Source organism: Lactobacillus sp. CBA3605 (genome assembly GCF_002970915.1).
GTDB lineage: Bacteria > Bacillota > Bacilli > Lactobacillales > Lactobacillaceae > Lactiplantibacillus.
In genome coordinates this window covers 1,450,002-1,474,377 of the sequence record NZ_CP027190.1, presented here as the reverse complement: position 1 = coordinate 1,474,377, position 24,376 = coordinate 1,450,002, and the positions used below count along the sequence as shown (strand labels likewise).

General features: G+C 41.6%; 19 protein-coding genes and 2 CRISPR repeat arrays. All 19 genes read right to left on the bottom strand.

Going from position 1 to position 24,376, the window contains the following annotated elements; all coding sequences use genetic code 11:
• Positions 1–87 precede the first annotated feature (87 nt).
• Positions 88–1,578: a hypothetical protein gene (locus C5Z25_RS07155; RefSeq protein ID WP_105452007.1), complete on the bottom strand. Its 1,491-nt coding sequence runs from the start codon at positions 1,576–1,578 to the stop codon at positions 88–90.
• A 223-nt stretch (positions 1,579–1,801) separates the two neighbouring features.
• Positions 1,802–2,875, bottom strand: a complete 1,074-nt coding sequence (locus C5Z25_RS07150) for a hypothetical protein (RefSeq protein WP_105452006.1) — start codon at positions 2,873–2,875, stop codon at positions 1,802–1,804.
• A gap of 338 nt (positions 2,876–3,213) precedes the next feature.
• Positions 3,214–3,603 carry a zinc-ribbon domain-containing protein gene (locus C5Z25_RS07145; protein WP_158682925.1) on the bottom strand — a complete coding sequence of 130 codons (390 nt, stop codon included), beginning with the start codon at positions 3,601–3,603 and terminating at the stop codon, positions 3,214–3,216.
• Positions 3,604–4,139: 536 nt separating this feature from the next.
• Entirely contained in the window at positions 4,140–4,436 is a 297-nt protein-coding gene (locus C5Z25_RS07140; RefSeq protein ID WP_158682924.1) for an AbrB/MazE/SpoVT family DNA-binding domain-containing protein, read from the bottom strand.
• 143 nt (positions 4,437–4,579) lie between these two features.
• A CRISPR array of direct repeats spans positions 4,580–4,851; the repeat unit is 28 nt; unit sequence GGATCACCCCCACATGCGTGGGGAATAC.
• A gap of 27 nt (positions 4,852–4,878) precedes the next feature.
• Positions 4,879–5,772, bottom strand: a complete 894-nt coding sequence (gene cas2e, locus C5Z25_RS07135) for a type I-E CRISPR-associated endoribonuclease Cas2e (protein ID WP_105452003.1) — start codon at positions 5,770–5,772, stop codon at positions 4,879–4,881.
• Entirely contained in the window at positions 5,769–6,722 is a 954-nt protein-coding gene (gene cas1e / locus C5Z25_RS07130; RefSeq protein ID WP_105452002.1) for a type I-E CRISPR-associated endonuclease Cas1e, read from the bottom strand. The genes cas2e and cas1e overlap by 4 nt, the downstream gene beginning before the upstream one ends.
• A gap of 3 nt (positions 6,723–6,725) precedes the next feature.
• Complete coding sequence (cas6e, locus tag C5Z25_RS07125) at positions 6,726–7,397, bottom strand: type I-E CRISPR-associated protein Cas6/Cse3/CasE (RefSeq protein ID WP_105452001.1); 672 nt, start codon at positions 7,395–7,397, stop codon at positions 6,726–6,728.
• 12 nt (positions 7,398–7,409) lie between these two features.
• Positions 7,410–8,093, bottom strand: a complete 684-nt coding sequence (gene cas5e, locus C5Z25_RS07120; RefSeq protein WP_105452000.1) for a type I-E CRISPR-associated protein Cas5/CasD — start codon at positions 8,091–8,093, stop codon at positions 7,410–7,412.
• A complete protein-coding gene (cas7e, locus tag C5Z25_RS07115) occupies positions 8,074–9,147 on the bottom strand; it encodes a type I-E CRISPR-associated protein Cas7/Cse4/CasC (protein ID WP_105451999.1) in 1,074 nt (357 codons plus the stop codon). Before cas7e ends, cas5e begins: the two co-directional genes overlap by 20 nt.
• A complete protein-coding gene (gene casB / locus C5Z25_RS07110; protein WP_105451998.1) occupies positions 9,147–9,743 on the bottom strand; it encodes a type I-E CRISPR-associated protein Cse2/CasB in 597 nt (198 codons plus the stop codon). Before casB ends, cas7e begins: the two co-directional genes overlap by 1 nt.
• Positions 9,744–9,753: 10 nt before the next feature.
• Positions 9,754–11,463, bottom strand: coding sequence for a type I-E CRISPR-associated protein Cse1/CasA (locus tag C5Z25_RS07105; protein WP_105451997.1), 1,710 nt, complete (start codon positions 11,461–11,463; stop codon positions 9,754–9,756).
• A complete protein-coding gene (locus C5Z25_RS07100; RefSeq protein WP_105451996.1) occupies positions 11,456–14,203 on the bottom strand; it encodes a CRISPR-associated helicase/endonuclease Cas3 in 2,748 nt (915 codons plus the stop codon). Before C5Z25_RS07100 ends, C5Z25_RS07105 begins: the two co-directional genes overlap by 8 nt.
• A 1,235-nt stretch (positions 14,204–15,438) precedes the next feature.
• A complete protein-coding gene (locus tag C5Z25_RS07095; protein ID WP_105451995.1) occupies positions 15,439–15,828 on the bottom strand; it encodes a hypothetical protein in 390 nt (129 codons plus the stop codon).
• A 34-nt stretch (positions 15,829–15,862) separates the two neighbouring features.
• Positions 15,863–16,744: a CRISPR direct-repeat array (repeat unit 28 nt; unit sequence GGATCACCCCCACATGCGTGGGGAATAC).
• Positions 16,745–16,939: 195 nt separating this feature from the next.
• Positions 16,940–17,419 carry a 23S rRNA (pseudouridine(1915)-N(3))-methyltransferase RlmH gene (gene rlmH / locus C5Z25_RS07090; RefSeq protein WP_105451994.1) on the bottom strand — a complete coding sequence of 160 codons (480 nt, stop codon included), beginning with the start codon at positions 17,417–17,419 and terminating at the stop codon, positions 16,940–16,942.
• Positions 17,420–17,977: 558 nt separating this feature from the next.
• Positions 17,978–19,252 (bottom strand): S1C family serine protease, encoded by a 1,275-nt coding sequence (locus C5Z25_RS07085; protein ID WP_105451993.1) that lies wholly within the window; start codon positions 19,250–19,252, stop codon positions 17,978–17,980.
• Positions 19,253–19,365: 113 nt separating this feature from the next.
• Positions 19,366–20,181, bottom strand: coding sequence for an MBL fold metallo-hydrolase (locus tag C5Z25_RS07080; RefSeq protein WP_105451992.1), 816 nt, complete (start codon positions 20,179–20,181; stop codon positions 19,366–19,368).
• Between the two features lie 136 nt (positions 20,182–20,317).
• Positions 20,318–21,181: a two-component system regulatory protein YycI gene (locus C5Z25_RS07075; RefSeq protein ID WP_105451991.1), complete on the bottom strand. Its 864-nt coding sequence runs from the start codon at positions 21,179–21,181 to the stop codon at positions 20,318–20,320.
• 14 nt (positions 21,182–21,195) lie between these two features.
• Positions 21,196–22,518, bottom strand: a complete 1,323-nt coding sequence (locus C5Z25_RS07070; RefSeq protein WP_105451990.1) for a YycH family regulatory protein — start codon at positions 22,516–22,518, stop codon at positions 21,196–21,198.
• Complete coding sequence (gene walK, locus C5Z25_RS07065) at positions 22,499–24,373, bottom strand: cell wall metabolism sensor histidine kinase WalK (protein WP_105451989.1); 1,875 nt, start codon at positions 24,371–24,373, stop codon at positions 22,499–22,501. The genes C5Z25_RS07070 and walK overlap by 20 nt, the downstream gene beginning before the upstream one ends.
• Positions 24,374–24,376: the final 3 nt, after the last annotated feature.

Here is a 24,376-nt window from a genome sequence, read left to right as displayed (position 1 = left end):
ACGGTGTTCATAAAGATGTGTCCCTTTAAACTGGTCATTAAAAAAACACGCTAGAAATTTTTACTTTCCAACGTGTTAATCACTAAGTTAGCGCATCATTTGCATCATTTCGGGTCCTTTATTAGTTAGCACATAACCTGTTGAGGACCGATGTTTAAAGACTAAACCTTCAAATTCACGATTCCCCTTAAAATTGCTGGCACTCACATCGTTCGTTCGCAATTTACCGAGTCGATTTGTCGGTATCGAGAAAATACTTTCATCCGATGCTAGGTAAAGGCGATGATTGCTCGTATTATAGCTCATCGATTGCAAGACTTGACCGGGAGCTTTATTAATCCCTTGCATCACGAGTTTAAAATGCACATTGCTGGTGCTTAATTTCCCTTGGTAAATCTTAACCGAATTGACACCCGCTTTGGGCCAGGCCGTCTTCATTTGTGCCCAGAAATAAGCATTGCCAGCATCATCAAAGGTTAAAACACTTCCCATGTGAACATTAGATTTTAATTGAAATTTCACAGCGGCATTCGGCTTTAACGTGTTCGCATTTAACCGCTCCGCCGTCGCTTGATACCCATTCTTGTAAGCTTTAATAAACCACAATTCATTGGTTTTTGGATTTAACGCCAACGACTGCGCATGGCCGGTTGCAAACCGTGGTCCAACTTTGATACAGGCTAAAACTTGCCGATCAAAGGCCGTCGTTGTCCCATGCCAGTACCGATTAGTTGCCCGCCGCAACATATCCATCCGACCGGCTTTTGAGGCACCTAAGCTAGTTAATCGATTCCAGTCATAGCGAATCACCCAGCCTGGCTGACTATCATTATTCGCCTTCGTATTGTCGGTATACATCACGTATAAATAACGATCATCTTTCGAGAACGTGGCACTTTGGGGATTACCAAGCACACTCTTGCTGGTAAATCGATTAGTCGGTGTACTCTTATAATCAATTGGCAAATACATGCTTGTTTTAAGCGTATAGCGACTAGTACTGTCACGCGTGCGCCGTAATAATCCTAACGTTTCAGGATTCGTTTGAAAACTACCGAGCCTTTTATATGAGGACATGTATTGGTACTTGATGGGGCCCATCATATAATTGCCAATCTTCACCGTCGAAAAAGCCCGTGTTGAATAAGCAGATAAATTCATCCCATCAACTTTATATTGGGTCATGCCGTTACTAGTCCCCGTCTTAAGCGAGCGGCCAAAAGCTGACTTCAAGCTATTGCTTAACACCCAGCCCGTCACCTTACCATGTTTCGAATTTTGCACGTAATAGTAATGGTATGACTTCTTCCCTCGTTTGAGGGTCATTTGTTTGGTTGCTTTCCAGTTAGTCTGCGTATAATTTTTCAACGCATGGTTAGCACGTAACTTCGTCTTTTTAGCAGCCCCACTAATCTGATAAACTTTAGCCGTTCTATTCGTTGAATAATACCATCTGGTCGCAAAGCTAGTGATTTTTGACCGTTGATACGTCGTCGCTGCTTGCCCGTTGAGTCCCGTTCCAACCAGTAACCCGACCATCATGACAATTGCTAATAACACTTGTTTCTTAAGTTTCATGAGTTAATTTCCCCAACCTTTTATTTAAAATGACATAATCCAGTTATTATTTTAACATTAACTGCAATTGATTAGGTTGGTATTTCTTAAAAATCACTCATGGTTTTAATCGAACTTTTACGGTATTGACTACCTGATACTCAAAGTGACAATTGTTTCACGTGAAACAATTGTCACTTTGAGTATCAGATTTCAATTGTCATTTTGACCTAAAAACATGACGCTAGTGCGCTAACGCGTTAGTACTACTAGTCACGTAATACTTGTAACTATTCTCTAAAGCCATAAATAAGCGCTCACCATTCTGAATGGCGCCTTGATCCTCAATCGAAAATAGATAGAGCTGGAAAAGACGAAAAACAGCTGGGGTTGCATCAAGCGTCCTGTTTTCTTGATAGCTGTTAATCAGACAAGCCAGCAAGCTTTCTTGTGTCCATTGTCGTAATCGTCGATTATAGTTCACCACCATATTATGATGAATTTGTAAAATCCATGATTCATAAACTGTCCAATCTGATAGTGCTAATTTATCTTTAACCGCCATTTGAAAGTTATTAAGTAAGCGATGGGCTTGCTTCAGTTCTAAGTCTAACTGATGCTGATCCAAATATTTTTTTAATTTTAACGGTTTCTGAGGTACAAAGGTAGCCATCGCTGGTTGCGGTTGTCCCATTTTAGCTAAGACTACTCTTGCCTTACCGACATCAATTGTATAATTCGGTTTAGTAAAAATTTCGTCAGCTAATTTGCGCCCTTGACTGAATAACATCATTTCTTGGTTAAAATTCTGATTATCAGCCTGCCGAGCTTTGACTACGCCGATTAAAGCTTGATTGCCAATTCGCTGAACAACAGCGTATGCTTGGGCATTAAGCAACTGATTGTCTAGCATGAATTTTAGTAGCAAATGAAATACCTTTGCCAAATCAATAATTGCTGTCATGTTTAATCGCTTGGCAAATATCCAACAAATAAAAAATCTAAAAGCAATATCATCATCTGCCTGTTCCGTTAGCTTAAGACCATCGACATCATCAGCCGCTTGTAAAATATGACCAAGTATGTCGTCTTTCTCCATAAAAAAGGCATACGCCAGCTGTAACTGAGCTGGACTATGTTTTGCTGCAATTTGGTCAATAAACCTATTAAAATCAATAACATTATATTGTGGCTGTGTGAAAAAAGGCGTGATTGTAGCGTCTTGTAAAATAACCGGAGAATTTTGAAAAAAGTCTGCAATCCTTATTGGTTCTGGTTCACCATACATTTTGTTAAAGCTCGCTTCATCAGGAAACATGGCAAAAATCCTCTCATAAAATAAAATTTTTTTAAGCTATCGTTTAGCGTACCCGCCAACTTCATTCTTTAGTCTATAATAAACTTATATTATAAGCTATGGGTTAGGGTTAAACTAAACTAGAAAAAAATAAATCTATTTGAATCATCTTCTGAGTTAGACGTAAATTGAAGAAAATTCACCCCTACTAATTTTCTCTATCACATATTAATGCTGCTATATGTAAACCACATCGCTTGCATAACATTACCAATTAACAGAAATTGTGAAGTAGGCCCCTAAGGCTAATTTTGTTCAACCTTAGGGGCCTATTTTATATTTAATAATTATTTTTAAACTTAAATTGCACCAAAGAATCCTTCAGAAAATCCGGTTAACCCTAGAATAATAAAAATAATAGCAAAAACAATTAAAACCGTCCCTGCAACAGTTCGGTGCTTTTTAATCACCATAGCGCCTAAAACAATTGAAATCACGCCAATAATTGGAACAAAAAGTGAAATAACGGCTGAAACCCAGCCCCAGAATACTAACCAACCAGTTTTTTCATCAGCTTTCGCTTGAACTGGCTCTTGATAATTGTTAACCGTTTGTGTAGCCGCAGGCTGTGGTGTTACTGTATTTTGTTCCTGATTATTAGGTTGTTTTGCGCCACATTTTGGACAAAAATCAGCATTAATAGAAATTTTCTCCCCACACTTAAAACAAAATCTTGTTGTCTCTTCCATTCTAATCCTCCAAGTACGATCAGCTTTTAAAGTCATCAGTATTTGGACTCAGGCTACTCATTAATAATCCTTAACTCGTCAATCGACGTGTGAAACACAACGTTTAAATTAACATGATAAGGAATGTATTATTAAAATCTGCCTTATTCTAGTTTAGATGAACAGCACTGAAATGTAAACTACCCTCTATAAATTTTTAGAATAATACCAATTATTAATTTCCTGTTTTTTCATACCTGCAAAAGTATGGCTGTTTCACGTGAAACAATTTCTCCTAAAAATGGTTATATGCTGTGAAAGATATATAGTTGATTTCAAAAAAGCCTTAGTTAGTCCGCTTTCTCGCTATTTTTCATAAGGTGAAGTCCGGCTCTCATATATAGAGATTTGTCTTTACTGGTAAGTCTAAATACAATGGCCATGTCTTCTTTAAGAGCGATGACTAAGGCTGGTCGAATAAAATGTGCGGGTAGTCCATCATTAGTGAGTTGATTAATACAATATTTTGTGGTCGTAGATGTGCGAAAGCGTCAGTATTAACTGTAGTCATCCTCTTTCATCCAGTTTGCAAAGAAGGGAGATTTTTTAGCATTAACTGAGCCATCTTCATTGAGTACAACGCGTTCAATTGGAAGCCCGGCGACTGCGTTTTCCCAATCAGTAGCAGTTGGTTTTTTCTCTAGTACAAGATTACTGTTCTTGTCTTCTCTGATTAACATTTCATCGCCTCCTTGAATATTTAATTCGCGACGTAATTCGGCAGGAATCGTGAATTGTCCTTGGCGTGACATCTTGATGGTATAGGTAGTTTGTTCTTTAGTTGTTTTAGGCATGATATTAACCTCCATCTGAATTTAAAATTTTTTTCATTTTAAATTTTAACTTAACTCGTATTAAAAACTAACTGTTTTGTCTACAAATTGATTTTTGGGCGCCGAGAGCAAAAAAATCTGCTTTAGTACATCAATGCCATTGAGGATCACCCTCACATGCGTGGGGAATACATTTTCTTGCCAAAGCAACTTTATGTGATATGAGGATCACCCCCACATGCGTGGGGAATACCAATATGATATCAAAGGGATTGCAGCCGATACGGGATCACCCCCACATGCGTGGGGAATACTTCCATGCACCGGTCACTCTACTTTTGACTGTAGGATCACCCCCACATGCGTGGGGAATACTTCTTTACGATCAATATTACGATCAATCATGTGGGATCACCCCCACATGCGTGGGGAATACTAAAAAATCACTGTTATACCGCGGTTCTTAAATTTTCAAAACCCTGTTTTCAATTAACTTGTCTGCTAACTTGAACGTTGCCGTCGCATCTGATAGTGCATTATGTGGCGTGTTATTTTCGATACCATATTCGCTCAATACAGTTGCTAGTCGGTAATTATCTAAAAATTTATTCGACTTTTTTACCATCGGTAGTAAATCTAACCATTGATTAGGTAAATCAGCTTGCCCGATTTGTTCAAAACCAGTTGTCAGAAAGAGCTCATCAAATCGTAAATTGTAACCCACGATTGGTAAATCACCGACGAACACTTGCAATGCTTGTAACCCCGCAGCTAAGCTAACACCGTTTACACTCAATATTTCAGAAGTCAGCTGCGTTAGGGCCGTAATTTTCTTTGGTACTGCTGATTTAACCTGGATTAACTGATAAAAATGATCTACTTGATTCGCTGCTAATCGTCTAACTGCGCCAATTGATATAATTGCATCTTTAGCCGCATCTAAGCCCGTCGTTTCAAGATCAATCGTCACGAACGGCGGCAACTTAGCTGGCAATGGTGCTCGATTAGCCACTTTACGGGTCATCACCTTAGCACGATGAAACTTCGCCGCATCACTAAACCCATGTTTGACATTTCCAGTCGCAACATTTAAATGCATCATCAATGGCACCCCATCAAAATCAAGGACCGCTCGATCTTGACGGGTTGTTTTAAACTGATAACCAAATTCATTATTCGCATTATAGACCATGGTTGCTTCACCACGACCAATATTTTGCATAATTCGATCCCACAATGCGTCGCGAATACGCGCGCTAACATTGCCCACATAAACCCCCGTCTGAATCTCCTGATACCACTTCGTTAGGTCCCCTTGCAGCGACTTTGGCACTTTAGTCAGCGTTATCACAATCATGGGCGTTCATCTACTGGCAGTTCATGATACTGAACACCGAACTTTTGCAGTCCCATCTTATCATCCCACAAATTAACAACCCCAACGTCATCTTCAACTACTGGCAGGCCTAAAAGTGCTTTTAAATCCTTGACCATGCGAATTAATAATTTACCGTCAACAAAAGTATCACGCATTGCTAACCGGGTTCGACTACCAATGTCTGGGTCATCTTCAAATTCAGCAGCAACCCTAAACGCTGTTGGAATCGAAAATTCGGCCTTATATAAATCAGCAAAATCGTAAACAAAGGCCAAGTCATGCCCAGTATGCACAAAACCAAGCCCCGCTGAAGCACCCATTGCGGCAATCACACTATAACTCAACCCATATAAAGCCTGATGCGCAGCCGTTAATGCTTTGTTAATTGGCGTACCAGCCTCAAAATCATCTGGATTGTACTCACGTTTTTCCCAGGCCACACCGGTTTCACGAGATTGTTCTAAATAAACTTGACGCACACGTGCACCTTCCTTGCCGCGTAATGCTTGCATCGTAAGCTCCGAAACATCATCATTAGGAAAACGCATCTGATACATCTGCCGCGCAACCATGAGTCGTGACCGTTGATTAGATACTAACTTGGCCTGTGCCTCAAGTAAGGTTGAGGAATGATTCAATGAACGACCAGCTGCGTATTGCCGGACCCCATATTCACCAACCCAAACAACACCCAAACCAGATTCACCAATAAGTTCCATGGCCCGATGCGTCACGTCAACCCCTGGGCCGAGCATGAGCACACTGATTATCGCCGCTGGAACGTAGACCACACCCCGCTGATCTGTAACTTGAATCGCACTATTTTGACGATTTAACTTGGCATGTTCCAAGTATAAGAAAGTAACTCGATCACGAACTCGTCCTAACTCATAGCGTTCTGGGTGCTTAGCACCAATTTGTTTAGCCATTTGCTAATCCTCCGGGATAACCGTCATTAAGCCCATTCCAAAGGCTTTTTCACGACCAAGTCCTTTAATCAAGGTTTGCTTAAAATCAGCCACATCAGTGATTCTTAAGACGCCCTCAAAAGTCACCCGACTCAAGCGGACACCCCGACCAGCTTTGCGATGCAAGACGGGCCATTCTCGACTAACAATATCGAAGGTTAGCGACTCCTGTAAGTCCGATACATCAGCTGCCACTGGCGTGCTTAACTGAAAGCCTGATTTTTCAGCACGATCCATTAACCATTTTCGTTGTTGGTCAATCGTAATATGTGGGACCACTCGACCTTGCGCTTTACCTGGTTGACTGATGGTATGCGTGGGATTAGCCGTTAGCCGAAACCGCATCAACTGCCCCACTTGTAGCTTGTCTAAGAATTGATCATACGATTTCGTTATCGCCGTTCCAGGCACACCGTATTTCACCAGCAAGTCTAAATCGGGCTTATCGGCACTTAACACTAACAAATATTTTCTGCCAGCCAATTCATCAAGCCGCCATAAATGCCGATTCCGTTGTTCTGCGACTAATTCAGCTGGAAAACTCTGTTCAACCCAATTATGAAAGGCCCCAAGATGTGTTAAATCTTTGATTTTATACCGATTGTTATAATCAATTTCAACTCTTGATAAATACATACTTGCTCCTTTCTAGAGAAATCCCATAATATCATGTGCCTGAGTACCTAGCTGGTTCAAGCTGACGCTGGTCTTAGCAATCGCTCGAAAGCCATATCGCCGATCACGTTGGTCAAACGACTCAACTTGGTCTTTAATCATCGCACCTTGAGCCGTTGGTATTAAATTAGCATCCGCAACAATATCTAACGTGCGCACTTGATTCTTTTTTTGATACCATGGCGCTGCCTGCCAAGCAACCTGTTCTAATACCGCAAGCGGAGTGGTCTCTGTGAACACCTGTAACTGAAGAACACCAGCCGGAGCATTTGAACGCCGCCCTAAAAACAATTGAAAATGGGGATGACGTAAAGCATCCTGAATCTCATCAATTAACTGATTCTGCTGACTACCGAGTGCGACCATGAACACCGCATCTTGAAGATAGTCTCGATACGTAATCTTTCTCGTATCCTTTTTCCATTCAACCGTTTGATAATCCGTGAGTATTTTAGCAGCTTGATCAATCCTGACTGCAAAACTCAAATCATTGAGTGCTAAAATTCGCTGATCCGATCGCCGATAACCCAAAGCTGCTGCAACCATTCCAATCACAGCACTTTTGGTCGGATAATGCGTCGTGGTACGCCGTGAAAAACTCGCTTCGTTACCATATGACTGTAACGGCGCCGTTAATTTAATCGTTAGTGTTTTCATCCTGAACCGCCTTTGATAAAGCCTCGGTAACCTGCGCCAAAAGTTCATCGAGGTTTGTGACCTGTTTTCCAACCTGTGACTCAGTTTTACTCAAAATTAAATTTTCGAGTGGTTGTGCCAAAAATTGACGCGTAGCTGTATATTCAGCTTCAAGTTTTTTGATTGACGGTGCAACATAGCCCTTACTGGAAGTAACTGGTTCTTCAAAGGCCGATACTAAGTTAACTGGGGTGTCCGTCCGCAACGTAATCATCACATAACTAGGCAACGTCTTATTCGCAAATGTATTCTGCTTACCACTTGGCATTGACAACAAGAAATCTTTAATAAAGGCCGTGGCCCCCTGAATCGCATCAGTTTCATTGAGATTATGGCTTAATTCAGTCATGTTCAAATTAGCATAACGATAGAGTGTTGCTGAGTTAAAGTCGATAGTTCCTAACATTGCTGCACCAGCAGTATCTTTTTGTTGTTCATCATCCAGTGCCGTGAAATAATCATATTCTGGCACAACTTCATGGGTCGAAATCGCATGGGCCACCTGTGCTGAGGCATCCACATTCAATTCAGGGTTATCTGCCACCATGCGGCCAAACAACGCCAAATCCAATGACTGATCGCCTTTTAACACTTTTTTCAGTTCTTTTTTGTCTAGCTCTTCATTATCAATGGCATATTGCGCTAACTTGCTAAGTTGACCATGACTAATTAATAAGAGTGCGCCGGTTTCGCCATCTTTATTGATTTTAATGCCAGCGGCTTTAAAAATTTCGGTCACTTTTTTCATGGCTGCTTCATCATCTAAGGTTGCATCACATTTTTGTAGCTCAGTCGCTAGTAAAGTCGGCGCCGTTTTAGTCCGGGTTCCAACCGAAACATTGTCATTTTTAAATTCCTTCCGAACTGCATGCTTCCAACTTTGAGAAGAAACCCGAGCCCGCATGACACCACCATAAAGGGCCGTTTTCGGTGCCCCAGTATCGTCACGGTTAATATTTGATGATGGCACGGTTTGTAACACATTCAAATCAATATATAAATTTTTACTCGTCATTAGTTTTGTGCTCCTTCGTTTTTAGTGGTTGCTTGCTTAATCCAAAAATACTGTTGTCCCCAGCGTAAACGCACCCGATTAGCTTGCTCATAGCTGGCCTGTAGCCCATATAAATCTTGTGCTAACCAAGCATAATCAATTTTTTGCTGTCTATCATTAGCCTTTAATATTTTAACCAATTGGGCCAATCCATTAATCACACTGGTCGGATTCGTCGTCGCTAACAGCGGTTGTACCCGTCGATCTAATGCCACCCGGGTCTCTTCTTGAGCCCTTAACTGCGCTAAAGCCGAAAAGAATGCCTGTCTATTGCCATTTTCCGCCGATTCATAAACTAACTGTGTTTGTCCCTGTTGCTGTATGGCATAGAACCGTAGTGCCGCATATACCGCAACTTCGGCTGAAGTTGGCACACCATCGCGACTAAGTTGATAGCGTTCTAAGTTCGCCATCATAATTGGCCAAACCCCTTGAGCACGTTGACTCGTCACGGTAGCAGCACTTCTTAAATCAGCTAATACTGCCTTATTGGGTTCACCATTACGATAAAGCGTCTTAATAATCCGTGCGGTCGTTGTTGCTATTTTTCCTGTCATAAGTTTTTAATCACCCTTTCTGTGGCTTGAGATGCTGCCGTAAGTTGTACATGAGACGATTCTTTGCGGTAAAGATGTTTAAAATGCCATGTTCCGTATTGATACCTTTAATATCGCGTGGTGAGCTGATTTGTAACGTCTCATCAACCGCCTGCACCACAATGCTCTCCAAGGTTTGCTTCCACAAATTAATTTTTTCTTCACGATTATCGTCTCCCGTTAAGTCGGCCAACCAGGCCTTGAACGGTTCGTTTAACGCTTCGTAAAATTTAGCACTCATTCCGTTGGCAAATGTGCGCACATCCAAATTACGAATGCGACCAACATCGCTAGCGAAATGATAGTAATCAGTGCCAATAATTTGGGTTAATTCAATCGTGTCTTCAATTCGCAGCGGCCAATAGTCAACATTTTCTGGATCAAACAAGACATCGGCTTGCAGTTGCATATCATCGACCACTTCAACTGCCGGTGCCTGCGAGGTTGCATTCCCATCACTAATTAAAGCTACCGAATTCAGAATCAACGGTTTATTATGAGAAATTATCTCTTTTTCTTTTAGCGTCCGTAGCCAAATTACAATCCCCGGTTCATGACTATCATCCGCTTGTCTGACTTTGACATACTGACCAAAATTACGCCACATCGCAATCCCTAATGATCGTAATCCCTTAACCGCCGGCCGATAATCATTGGTTTTCTTATCCAATCGCCAAGTTGTCATCGGTTCAATTAAGGCATTATCGGCGGCAAAGATTGGAATTCCCGCACTAAAAATAGTCGGCTGTCCAGCTGCATCCCACTCAATATGTAGGATTCTGGACCAAGTAGTATACAGCGCGGCTAAATTATCTGGCTGCAGCTGTTGCTTTCGTTCATCAATATAGGCACTGACTGTCGGGTACTCCCACACTGGTCTTTGTAACGTATATGGGGCCATTTCATCCCGTTTATTAACTAAGATTAAATTCAACATTAACGTTTCAAACAGGGACGTTCCTTTGGCAAAAACCGGATTAAGCCGATAAGGCCATCCTGCTGAATTAGAAAACTTTTCATCAGTTACGACTTTGGTTTTATCCGTTACCCCAGTAAAATTCTGATAGGTCATAACCCAACGGACTAATTCATCCAATGCTAATTCATTCTTAGTTTCCCCCGCCTTTGGTGAAAAAAGGGCTGGTGTATTGTTACTTTCCGAAATGCGGCGATTCAGTTGTTTAAGCGCAACCTGCCCTTTTCCCGCCGCAATCTGCTTGTTTTTAGGGACTAAGGCATCATAATCTTTCGTTGTTACTTGATAAAAAGGCCGTTCCCCAAAAAAGTCAAACCGTTTAGTTTGTTGTTTTAAATATGTCGTAACTGCAGCGGAAAAATGACCAGATTGATTGAGTTGTCGCCAGGTGCCTAACAAGTCTTCCTGAATATCAGGCCCATCTGCCTCTTCATCGACCACTAATGATTGCGCCGAATCTGGACCGGGTACTAACCAATCATATTGCTCATCATCGGCATCAAATCGTGAATACACGGTGGTTAATATTGCGAGTAAAAAACGTAAGATTGCCAAATCTTGGGCATGCATCTCGCCGGCTAATTGCCGGTAATCTTGGGCATGTTCAAATAAATCAATCAAAGAAACCGTTCGTGTTTGATTAGTCTGCCTTTCAATGACTTTAATCCATGGCGCCGTAGTTAAATTAAACGTTTGCTTATTCATGCTCATCCTCCTTTATATAGCTCAGACCCAGAGTTGGCGTATACGATAAGTGCCAGCCCTCAAAATCGGTTGCTAAATTTTGATCCAATGGTAGTGCCAAAGCCCCTTTCAGCCAGACGTTATTTTGCCAGCCTAAAAAGTAGTGACTAGTTAACGTTTCTAAGGTTTGAATAGCCTGATCAATCCGTGGCGTTACTGCGTTTGGCAATCGGATGACCTGTTGCGCAATGACTTGTTCCGGCACACTGTCTAGCGGTCGCCCATCTAACAAGAACTTACCGGCACTTGTCTGCTGCACCAAAATAACTTCCAAAGTTTCCTTAATATCGCGCACCGCCGCACTAGCCTTTTGCTCATCTTGATCAACACGACCCAGATTACGCCCTAACCAATCATGGATTGTGGCTTCAGCTCTAAGGTTAGGCTTAGCAATTTGAAAGACATTTGCCTTTTTACTTTCTTGTGCCAAATCAGTATCAAATTTTTGCTTAGCGGTCTCAATATCAGCAACTTCACCATCCGTTTGCGAATCATAAACTTGCTGAACCAATGGTGAAATATCAGTTGGTAACGTCAGCGTGTTTTTCAGAAAATGCGCGGTTTTCATCAGCAAATACTTGCCATAAACTGCTTCATTCCCAGCGCCATAATCATTTTGGTCTTGAATCCCCATAATAAATACTTGCGGCACTTTCAAGGCCTGTGGGCGCTCAATTTGATGACGATGTAGCCGCCCAACCCGTTGTAAAATAAGATCCATCGGTGCAATATCCGTGTATAAAACATCGAAATCAATGTCCAAAGACTGCTCTAGCACTTGGGTCCCAATCACGATTAATTTAGTCGGCCGGTCACCCTGCTTCCCAATCGCCGCCTGTAAAGCCGTTTCCTGCGCTGTTCGATCCGTTGCTAAAAAAGCCGAATGTAAAACCATTAATTTAATATCCGCCGGAACTAACTGCGCCAATGTTTGCGCACGTTTTACGGTATTAACAATCACCCCGGCAACGCCACCAGCCGCTATCTTGGCCGTCACTTGTGACATCAGTTCCTCATCCGAGCCAATTAACTGTTTGACTTGTACCTTCATCGGCGGTTGGTCACTCTGACCTGGAAAGTCTTCAACTTGTTTGATTTCACAACCATCCAGCATACTTAACAACGGATACGCTTGCGTTTCGGCCCAGTTTGCTGGTGCAACTAATTGTTTTTTATATTTGCGACCATATTTGCCAACCAAATACGCCTCTAATAACGCTTTTCGTTTGGCTTTTGGTAACGTCGCTGACAAAATCACAATTGGCACATGGTAGGCACCTAACCAACTGATGGCTTTATAGAGGTACTGATCCATATAAATGTCATAGGCGTGGACTTCATCAATAATAACAACCTTGCCGCTGAAACCTAAATGACGCAGGAATAAATGCTTTTGTTTCAGTCCCATCAGTAATAGATTATCAATCGTCCCAACCGTAAACTTCGTTAAAATAGACTTTTTCCCAGCAAACCAATCATTAACCACCACTGCACCCGCATCGTCTTCGGCCATATAAATATTCGCTGCATGGGGCAATTCTCGATAGGTTTGATTGAATTGCGATTTACTGTGCATTAACTTAATAGCCAAATTTTTATCTTGCTGTTGCGCTAAAAAGCGTAACCAATCGTCGACCCGCTCAAACATGGCATTGGTGGTCGCTTGCGTAGGTAACCCGATAAAAACCCCATCACTACCCGTTCTATACGCCAGCTCTTCAGCCGCAATTAGGGCAATTTCAGTCTTTCCCAATCCCATGGGTGCCTCCACAATAACCATCCCGGGATCAGTGAGTGCACCGATTGCCGCAGTCATCACTTTTTGAACCGGCCGCGGCTCATAACCCCACCGTTGTTGATAAGCATGCTCTAGCTGAACACGCTGTGGGTCCCACTCGTCACTCAGGTCCCAAGCACTGATAGCGGCTTGAAACCGCGTGGTTAGATTGATTGATTGCCAAGACTGATTTAGCGGAATTAGCGGAAAGAGTGGTATGGTTTGCTCGTAATCTAAATACTCACTAGAGGCTAACCAATCAGCCATGATGAGTACCCCCTCTAAGATAACCGCCTGCGGTTGCTTAATCGTGGGCACTTCAGTTGCTGAGTGATAACCTGCCGATGCTAGCCCCGTGTCAAATAAGTCTTTTTGAACCTGCCGCCAGGGGGCCTGTAATTCAGGGTCATTATCACTTTGAAAATAATTGGCTGTATAAGCTTCCAATTGTTCAAATGGCCGACTACTTTCTGGCTTGCCATGATGACCACCAATAATTGCGCCAATTGCGGTTGGTAGCCCAAGCTCATCAACAATCACTTCACCTGCGCGAGCATGCAGCGACTTATTCGGTGATGCCAAGCATAACTTATCTAAATCAAGAAACCCGCTGTACGCTAACTGTGCCTTTAACTGGTCATCCAATTCGTCATCGCGGTCATACGACTTTTTAGTTTGAAAAGCAGGGGTGGCTTTTCCAATATCATGGATAAAGCCCACTAGTTCAACCAGCTGCTGCGCTTCCGCCTCGGATAATGTCCCCTGCAATAACTGCCGTTGACCAGCACTCAGCCAATGATTAAATAACCAGTTAATGGTATTTTTAGTATCAATTAAATGTACGATCAGTGGTAGCCACGCTTGTTGACCGTCTTTCGATTGCTTTTTGGCCCATAAAGCGCCGGCTTGTTTAGATAGTTTCATAACCACGCTCCTCCTTTGTTTGCTTAAACGATTCAACCTTAAGGCAAACTTTTGTAACCGTATTCATTAGTGCCCCCACTTTAACCCTCATAATTCACCCCCACATCTGTAGGGAACACTGATCAGACCTTCCTAATCATTGGATCACCCCCATGTATGGGGAACATATCAATATTAGCAAATATGATAAGGAATTAAAAGCTAATAATTTGATTGAGTCAAAAAGTTAGTCGGTAATTCACTTTACCTTAATGCAACTCAAATATTTTTTGAAAAATGTGTTATGACGATTAACACCAAATTAGTAGTTAGGGAACTACCATTCGAAAAAATTAATCTAGTACAAAAAATAAAAGTATTAAAAAAACAAGTCACAAAAATTGTGTGTGAGTGTTTTGTTTGATTGTTCGGGTATTTATGTTTGTCATAAACTTTTTAGTTTGTGTAAACAGTTCTCTATATCATTGATACTTATAGACATAATTATCAAAAGCGTCTAATAAATAATTTTGTTCGACTATTTATTTAATAGATATTAAGAGTTTATTTTTAATTTTTAATAGAATTAATATAGTATTTAAGCTCTTAAACACTGATTATATGGGATTAAGCGGCTGTGGCTACAGATGGCTACAAGTGGCTACATATTTTTTTATCTAAATAGAAATCAGGTTAAAAGCCTTAATTAGTAGCGATATTAGCTGATTGTTTTAATTTTTCCTATATGGCTACTATGTGTCTATTGTAGTCATATTAATTGGATTTCATTATGGATAAAGCACAATATTCAAATAAATGTTCATTATTTCAGAAAATTTAATTCCAGGAAGTGATTTCACATTCATTTTTGAGCCAATTTGTTTTTGCGTATGCTATCGATTTGTAGCCACTATTCTCTTTTTTGGCAACAAAGTAGTCTGGACTGACTTAGAACTTTTCCGCTCTGAATGCCGTTTTAATAGTCTTTTTAAACACGAACAATATTTGTAAGTATTTTGTAGACCCAGTGTAGCCACGAATTTCAATGTGTTATGTAATTATCTTTGAATAGGAATTCTTACTGAATATGGTATGTGTATGTATTGAAAATTATTCATACTAAATCGTTGGATGATTGTCATGATTTTAAATTTTCATGTCCATGCTAAATAAGATAAAAACGTTAATTTTTAAGGAATGCGTGGCTTATTATGTACACGATAAAAAAAATGATGTACATGATAAAATCATGTACATCATTTTTGATATTTTGGTAAATTTATTATTGTTCTTACAGCCCATGGGATGCTTCGGAAAAATACAATTGGGGTAAGTGTTAACGTTAAAATAATGTCTGTTACTAAAAACAAACTGGCTTTAAAAGGATTTTTGAAAACTAGCTGTTCTTTGATTGCAGTGCGTCTGAATAAGAATGTGCCGATATAAATTAGCACAAATATTGCATAGTGTTCTGCAAACCAGGTTCCGTTAAACGATACCCAGAAAAAAAATTGGATAAAGGTTATTAGTCCATATAATATATATATGATTATTTCGTGTTCTACGAGTTGATCAACAAATTTATCGGATCGCTGTTGCTTTCTAGCATAACTAGTTTTAATCGTTTCGTTTGCTAAAGTTATCATCGTGTTTGCCCCCTTTTTATGTTATTGTACATCGGGATCACCCCCACATGCGTGGGGAATACTTTGATTGAGCGAGACGAAGACGGGAACTGCAAGGATCACCCCCACATGCGTGGGGAATACTTTAGGCTTAGATAAAGGTAGTCGTCCTTAAGGGGATCACCCCCACATGCGTGGGGAATACATTCCGTCCATGGCCGGGCTCTGTAGGTTAAAGGATCACCCCCACATGCGTGGGGAATACAATTTCACAAAATGTTAAAAGCACGTGGTGTGAGGATCACCCCCACATGCGTGGGGAATACTAAATGCGGTTCGTGTTTTGACGTCAGTGTAATGGATCACCCCCACATGCGTGGGGAATACGATGAGCTGGCTAACTCACTAGAAGCTTCTATAGGATCACCCCCACATGCGTGGGGAATACGGTTTTTCAGTCAAAAAAGTTGGCAGATACTTAGGATCACCCCCACATGCGTGGGGAATACCCTAGTAGTAACAGTAGTAGTATAGGTATAAGGGGATCACCCCCACATGCGTGGGGAATACCAGTGGAGATTACGGATGAACTTAATTCTGACGGGATCACCCCCACATGCGTGGGGAATACAGGGGTAGTAGTATATAAGTAGTAAGCAAGTAAGGATCACCCCCACATGCGTGGGGAATACAGACCCAGTCGACCACATATTTAGGACGGTTAGGGATCACCCCCACATGCGTGGGGAATACCTACTGATATCACAGGTTTTTAGTGCGGTCCCTTGGATCACCCCCACATGCGTGGGGAATACCTAATCATAAATGGGACGGATGGGTCAGTCAAAGGATCACCCCCACATGCGTGGGGAATACAGCGTTGAAGAGCAAATGAATGGGCTATACGAGGGATCACCCCCACATGCGTGGGGAATACACTAAAAAATCCTTGATATAGCAACGTTCCTAATTCTTAAAAACCTTGATTTACATTAACTTGGTTTTAAATTGTCCATAAAAAATGGCTCATCTTAAAACCAACCTACTGCATAGTAACTAGTCACAACTTTGTACTCTGAAAATACCAGCACAACCAATTCTCATTAAAACACAAAACACCCCATACTACCTATCACTTATGATAAGGACTACCGACGTTAATCATAAATGCCCGATATACTTGCTCTGTCAACACTAACCGCATCAACTGATGTGGTAACGTAAAACGGCCAAACGAAATTTGGGTATCGGCCCGCTGCAAAACTTCTGGTGCCAAGCCTAATGAACCACCAATCACAAAATCAATATCGCTATGGCCATACGTCGTTAACTTATCGATTTCCGTTGCGAATTCTTCGCTGGAGCGCTCTTTACCTAAAATGGCTAATGCGTACACATAATCGCGATCTTTAATCTTGTCGAGAATTCGTTGCCCTTCTTTTGCCATCACATTTTCCATCTCTGCGTTACTTAATGACTCAGGAGCCTTTTCATCCGGGACCTCCACAATTTGGAATTTAGCGAATTTACTCATCCGTTTGGCATATTCCGCAATGCCCTGTTTGAAGTATTTTTCCTTTAATTTACCGACACAGATAATTTTGATGTTCATAATTAACCACCTTTACACAAGTTATTAACAAAGTTATCCACAGGGGTATAACTAATTTATCTATATATTGTGTTGAACATACGTTTGCCACAACATTTATTTCACCCGCTTTTGTCAAGGGGCCTCCGACTTATCCACAGTTTTCCACAGCAACGTTTGTTCGCAGACGACGGTTACAAAACCTATTATATCAACAATTGCCGCAATTTAAAATATATTTTTTAAATTTAGTCCACAGCCCCGCACCCCACTTGTGGATAACTTTTCAACCGCCCGAATTGCCGATTTAACGCTTGTTAATAAATTGTCCCACCTAACCTTAAAAGTTATCCCCGAAGTTATCCACCGTTTTGCACTCCCACCCATTCGAGTTATAAATGGTTCACTGCGCTTGAGCTGAATTTGTTCGGTTTTGCCATCCTCAGACTACCAAGCTTAAGACCTAACGCCCTGTTTTGAAACTCATTCGTTCGCTTTTTCAATCGGTCAGCTCAAAACTACAAAAAAACGCCCCGCAACGCAATTACCGTTGCAGGACGCTTATGAAAACTACTTCATTTAATTGGCTTGTTTATTCAACGTTTTGGTCGTTTCCGTTAACTTCATGTTGGTCGTTTTTAGCTTACCTTCATGATAGTACGTCACAGCAACCGTATCATTGACGCTATGTTCGTATAACGCCGTCCGCAGTGTTGCCAGACTAGTAACCTTGGTATTACCTAACTTCGTAATCACATCATACTTCGTTAGTCCTGCGGTTTTCGCCGGTGACCCAGTGTAGGTCTTCATAATAACGACCCCATTAGTCACATTAGTTGGCAATTTCAAGACAGATTTACGATCACTAGCTTGGATGCTTGATACATTGTACGTTGCCACGCCTAACGCTGGCCGGACAACTTCACCATTTTTAACTAATTCATTGATAATCTTAACGACTTCGTTACTTGGAATGGCAAAGCCCATCCCTTCAACGCTCGTCCCAGAACTATCGGAAGACAACTTCATCGAATTAATCCCGATGACTTGGCCTGCTAAGTTAAAGAGCGGCCCACCAGAATTACCAGGGTTAATCGCGGCATCCGTCTGAATAACAGACGCGTAACCTGTCTGTTGTCCAGATGTATTGGTCGTGGCGACCGTCCGCTTCTTCGCAGAAATAATCCCCTCAGTTAGTGTTGTCGCATAACTAGACCCTAATGGTGATCCAATCGCTAACGCATTTTCACCAACTTCGATATTATCGGAATTACCAAAACTTGCGGTCTTGGTTACTTTATCAGCATTAATCTTCAAGACGGCCAAGTCGGTCACTGAATCAGTCCCAACCAGCTTTGCGGAGAGCTTAGTCCCATCGCTCATAATCACGCGAACGGCATTTGAACCACTCACCACGTGATTATTAGTGACGATATAAGCAACATTGCCACTCTTTTTATAAATTAACCCAGAGCCCTCACTATATTCTTCAAGTTTACTACTGGAAGAATTCGAGCTGGAACTGGAGCTATCACTACTAGATGATGACCCATCGTCACCACCCAAAATCCCACTCCAACTATTGCTAGCAGAACTTTGTTTTTGTAAGTTAATGACGGAGACGACCGCAGCCTTATTATTCTTGAAGACCTTGGTGGCTTGGGAACTCACATTAACTTTAACGTTCGTGGTCGCAGTCGAACCAGATTTATTGGAGCCAGTCGGCACACTGGTTGACGACGTGGTGACATTGTTATTACCGAAGTAACTAATACCGCCGTAAGCAATCCCGCCACCTAATAATCCAGCAACCAGCGCCGTGACAGCAACTTTGACTAATGAATGATTTGTCATAATTTCGCGTCGAAACGCGATCCCTCCCTACCTAGTATCAATTTTTAAGTTTAGTTTACCGAAAAAATGTGATTTTTCTATGACTGAATCCTTGTGGAACACTTAAATCTAACCTAGAGGGTCACTAATTGCGTCGCCGTCTCAGGATCGGTATCGAACAACTGAAAATCATGTTCGACACCAAAATCGTGTTCTTTCATCATTGAAGCGACTGTTAAATGCGCTAACGTCTTCATATTATTATCCTGACTACGATGCCCCAAATAAATACGCTTAGTCCGCGTTCCGATAACATCCATCAAAGCATTGGCACTATCTTCATTTGACAAGTGACCCTCATCACCTAAAATTCGTTGCTTTAGTGGCCATGGATAGCGGCCCATTCGCAACATCTCTAAGTCATGATTACATTCAAATAAATAACCATCCGCATCCTTAATGACCCCTTCAACACGGTCGGAAACGACCCCCGTATCCGTAATCACAACAAAGGATTTTCCTGCATGGTGTAATTCATAGAATTGCGGTTCAGCGGCATCATGCGACACACTAAATGACTCAATATCTAAGTCACCTAAGTCTAAACTCGTATCCGGGGCAAAGACGTGCTGCAATTCTGCTGGTACATTACCAACAGTATGCGCCATGGCATCCCAAGTCCCCTGATTTGCATAGATATCTAACCCATACTTACGCGCTAAAATCCCCGCAGCTTTACAATGATCTGTATGTTCATGCGTCACAAACAAACTATCGACTTCGTTAATGTCACGACCAATCGAGGTCATCAAATTGGCAATCTTTTTACCACTCAACCCCGCATCCACTAGCACTTTGTGTTCCGGTGTCTCGATATAAGTCACATTGCCAGTACTCCCTGAAGCTAAGATACTCACTTGCATTTGATCCGTTGCTAACTTTAATACCATTATTTAGGTTCTTCCCATCTCTGAAATCAGATTCTACCTTATTATGATACACGCTTTTACTGGCCTTGAAAAGTCAACGAGTGCCACCGTCCCAATAAAAAAAGTTTGGGTACAAAACCCAAACTCCTAAAATGGACTATTCAACATTCCACACCATACCAGCCGTCGTTTCACTGGCCGCAGTACCAGTAGTCGCACTCGTATTGCTAGCCTTCATCGCTGCCCCTGTAAAGGCATTGATCCGATGTACACTAACATTGGAACTATTCTTACTCCGCACCGCAAAGACCCAAGTTGGCACGTAAACACTACTATCTTTTAATTTCAATAAGCGTGAATAACCTAACTTCCGCCAGACAATCCGCGAATTATTAGAAACTTGATTATATTGATATAGCGCCACTAACGCCTTTTTTTCACTAATCGTCACCGCTTTTTCTCGTAACGTTTTCACGTTATTCACGTACGCTTGCGTATAACTTACTAACTGATTATTCTTGTTAACCAGCAAATGCAATTGACCCGTGTTAGTTAGAATCTCACCATCCGCCACTTTTTGGACGTAGACGTAGGATCCTTTAGATGACAGCGACGCACTATACACATATTGTTTGCCATGAATAACATTAGTCGACTGATGCACAAATTGATCCAACGCCGCTTGCGGATGACTTTCATCCACCGTAACCGTACGCCGTAATGTGCTTGTTAACTTACCATCACTTTGAAACTTCGTTACCTGACCAGTTAATTGACTGAGGTGTTGCTTGAGCCCGCTATCATTACTCCCAGCAATATAGTATCCAGTGCCTTGCTGCGCACTCGGATTACTAAAGCTAATATTATCCTCGTGCATCTCGCGAATCACCATTGTCGTCGTATCACTGGCGGTTTTATTATTGGAATCACTTGAGCTCGTCTGGACAAACATGTACGCCAAGAAAATGTCTAATACGACAAATGCGACGATAAAGATCCACTCAATTCTTCGAAAATTCATTGTGGCCGCCCCCCTTACGATCCGCTTAGCAGCGACGTATACGTCCGCCAAGCATTATTATAGTAGACGTAATACGTCGGGGTTAAGTCAATCACGAGCTTCGACGACTTATTCTGTGACCACTGATAGCCTAACTCGATTGAACCAATCTTATTTTCCTTATACCCCGCAGCCACTAACTGTTTTAACACACTGCTAGAACTTGGTAGCGTGACCGTTTGTTGTTTGCTCGTAGTGGGAACTGGAACTTGTAGACTATATAACGAGAAATAATAGCGATCTAGGCCATTGGCGGTCATTTGAATCCGCACATCCCCGTTTTCCGTTTGATTAAAAATCGGGAAACCTTCCACGTAGCTGCGATAAATCACACTACTACTCGTCGTATCATAACCATAATACCGAATGTTATCCATCGGCACCCCTAAAGTCGTCAATTGATTGTAACTCTTCTTTAATTGACTCGTAAACGAGAGATCACGAGTATCTCCAGAATCGCTATAGTCTTCAAAATAAACGGTCCCCAATTTCTTGTTCACCGTCATCCGTTTAAATGAACCCGTGGTATATTCTTGACTGTCCTTACGATTATGCACTGAAACACTCGAATTACCATCCGCATCCAACAAACGGTTCGCTAATTCACTCGCCGCTAATTTGTTCATTAAATAACTATAATGTTGCATTTTAACCGGCTGCGTATAATTCAAATAGGTGGCCCCATTCGTATAAGTCATCTTAACCGCAATCGCCGTTACCTTATCCGCCTGTAAGACTTGTTGGACTGACTTTAATGACTTCTTTTTCAACCGAACGCTATAAATTTGATGTTGATTATCATTCAACAGATAGAGATGATTCGTATCATTGATTGGAATCACAATGCGGCTAAATTCTGACGACCGAAAATTTTTCAGTTGCTGATTAAAAGTCGTGTTAAATAGACTAACCGTCACGCTATCCGGAAAGTTCAAGACGTACGAATCTTGCCCATTTAGCAACGCCGCATAACTTTTAGCTGATGTGACACGTACCTTCGAAATACTGCGCGCGTCCCATTTACTGATTTGGGCTTTGAATTGTTCAACTAAACTAACACTTTTATTCAACAAGAGGGTCTGCTTACCAGCCGCATCCGTGCGAATTAATTGCGTCGGTAAATAAATGTCATCAATCGTCCGTGTTAACGTGGAGCCAGACGACGTGGTACTAACCTTATTTTCACGTTCATACCGGGCCGGATTCGTCCAAATGTACATGGATAGGCCCACACTGAGGACAATTAAAACAATGAGGATAATTGGTAATATTAGGCCTCTAAACTTGTGAGTCGTCATCCCAAAGGTCCTCCTCTTCATAAGGTTCATACGGCAATGAGATATAGAACGTTGACCCTTGGCCTTCGACACTATCTACCCAAATCCGACCACCTAGCATTTGAACGACTTCTTTCGAAATTGCCAAGCCCAGTCCAGTCCCGCCTTGAGCACGGGAACGAGCTTTATCAACCCGAAAGAACCGATCAAACACATGACCCAAATCAGCGCGTGGAATCCCTAAACCTTGGTCATTAATACTAATAATCACTTGGTTATGGGTCTCTAATAGCCGACAGGTCACGACGCCACCATCAGGCGAGTACTTAATGGCATTGTTCATAATATTATCCAGTACCTGCGTGAACTTATCGGTATCAATTTCAACCCATAAGTCGCGCTTGGTGAATTCTCGTTTAATCGTGTAATACTTCGCTGGATTATCATCTTTTTTCAAAATCATATCAAAGCGATTCAACACATAGTTAAACAACTCGTTGATATTAACAAGTTCCATATCAACCCGAGTTGTACCTGAATCCATCCGCGACAAGCTTAATAGCTCATTAATCATCCGAATCATGCGATCCGTTTCTTCTTGGGTCACTTTTAAGAACCCTGGCGCAACTTCTGGATCTTTCCAAGCGCCATCACTCAACGCTTCAATGTAACTTCTTAAACTGGTCAACGGCGTTCGTAATTCATGTGACACGTTCGAGACGAATTGCTTCCGGTCATTATCAATCTTTTGTTGTTCCGTCACATCGTGTAACACACAAACTAGACCACTGATAAAGCCAGATTCTCGTTGAATCAACGAGAAATAAGCATTTAAAATTAAATCTCGATCATTCGATGAAAAATCTAACGTAAGTTCATCTTGATTTTCAATTAAATCCCGCAACGAATACGTCTCGCGAATCTGAAGCATGTCTAGAATTGAATTACCGATGGCCTTTTCTGCACTGACATCCACAAATTCTGAAGCCGTTTCGTTAATAATCGTAATGTTCCCACGTCGATCCGTCGCAATCACCCCGTCGCTCATATGGGCTAAGACACTATCCAACCGACGACGTTCGGCTTCCGTGGATTCTTGCGATTCTTCCACCCGAATGGATAGATTATTAATGGCCCCAGCTAGTTGACCTAGTTCGTCATCACTATAAACGCGGACTTGCCCAGCATAATCGCCGCGTGCAATCCGTTGCGTCTGCTGTTTCATTTCCTCAATTGGCCGTGTAATCGCCCGCGCAATCACAATTGCAATCACTAAGCCCAACGCCATTGCCACTAACGACGCCAACGCAAAAATACTCATAATTGAATTAATCGTATTGTAGACGGACTTCAAATTCGCCCGGACATACAAAACGCCAACTAACTGATTATTATTCCCAGTCGCATTCGAATTATACAACGGAACAATTGAGATATAATACCGGCCGTTATTCTGGGTATCATAAGTATTTTTAGTATAGGACCGGTTATTATAGATTGCATTTTTAACATTACGATCCGTGGTTTTTTGGCCGACAATCGTTTGATCGTTAACATCATTTGTCCCGCGAATCGTCCCTTTACTGTCAATAATCCGAATTTCATCAATATTAGCATTGTTATAGTCTGACAGAATCGTTTTAATCTTAGCGTTCGCTTTCGACGCACTGCCTGCTGATAATTGTTCCGCTAACGAATTATCAACATACGTTGGGATTTGTACTTGCGTCTTAAACTGCCGTAAATTTTGAGTTTCTAATTGCCGCACAAAAATGGCACCAACAATTTCTAACGTGATTAATAGTAGTAACGCAAAGACCAACGCAATTTTAAAATTAATTGATTTTAAAAAATTCTTTCGTTTAAATCTCAACACGAC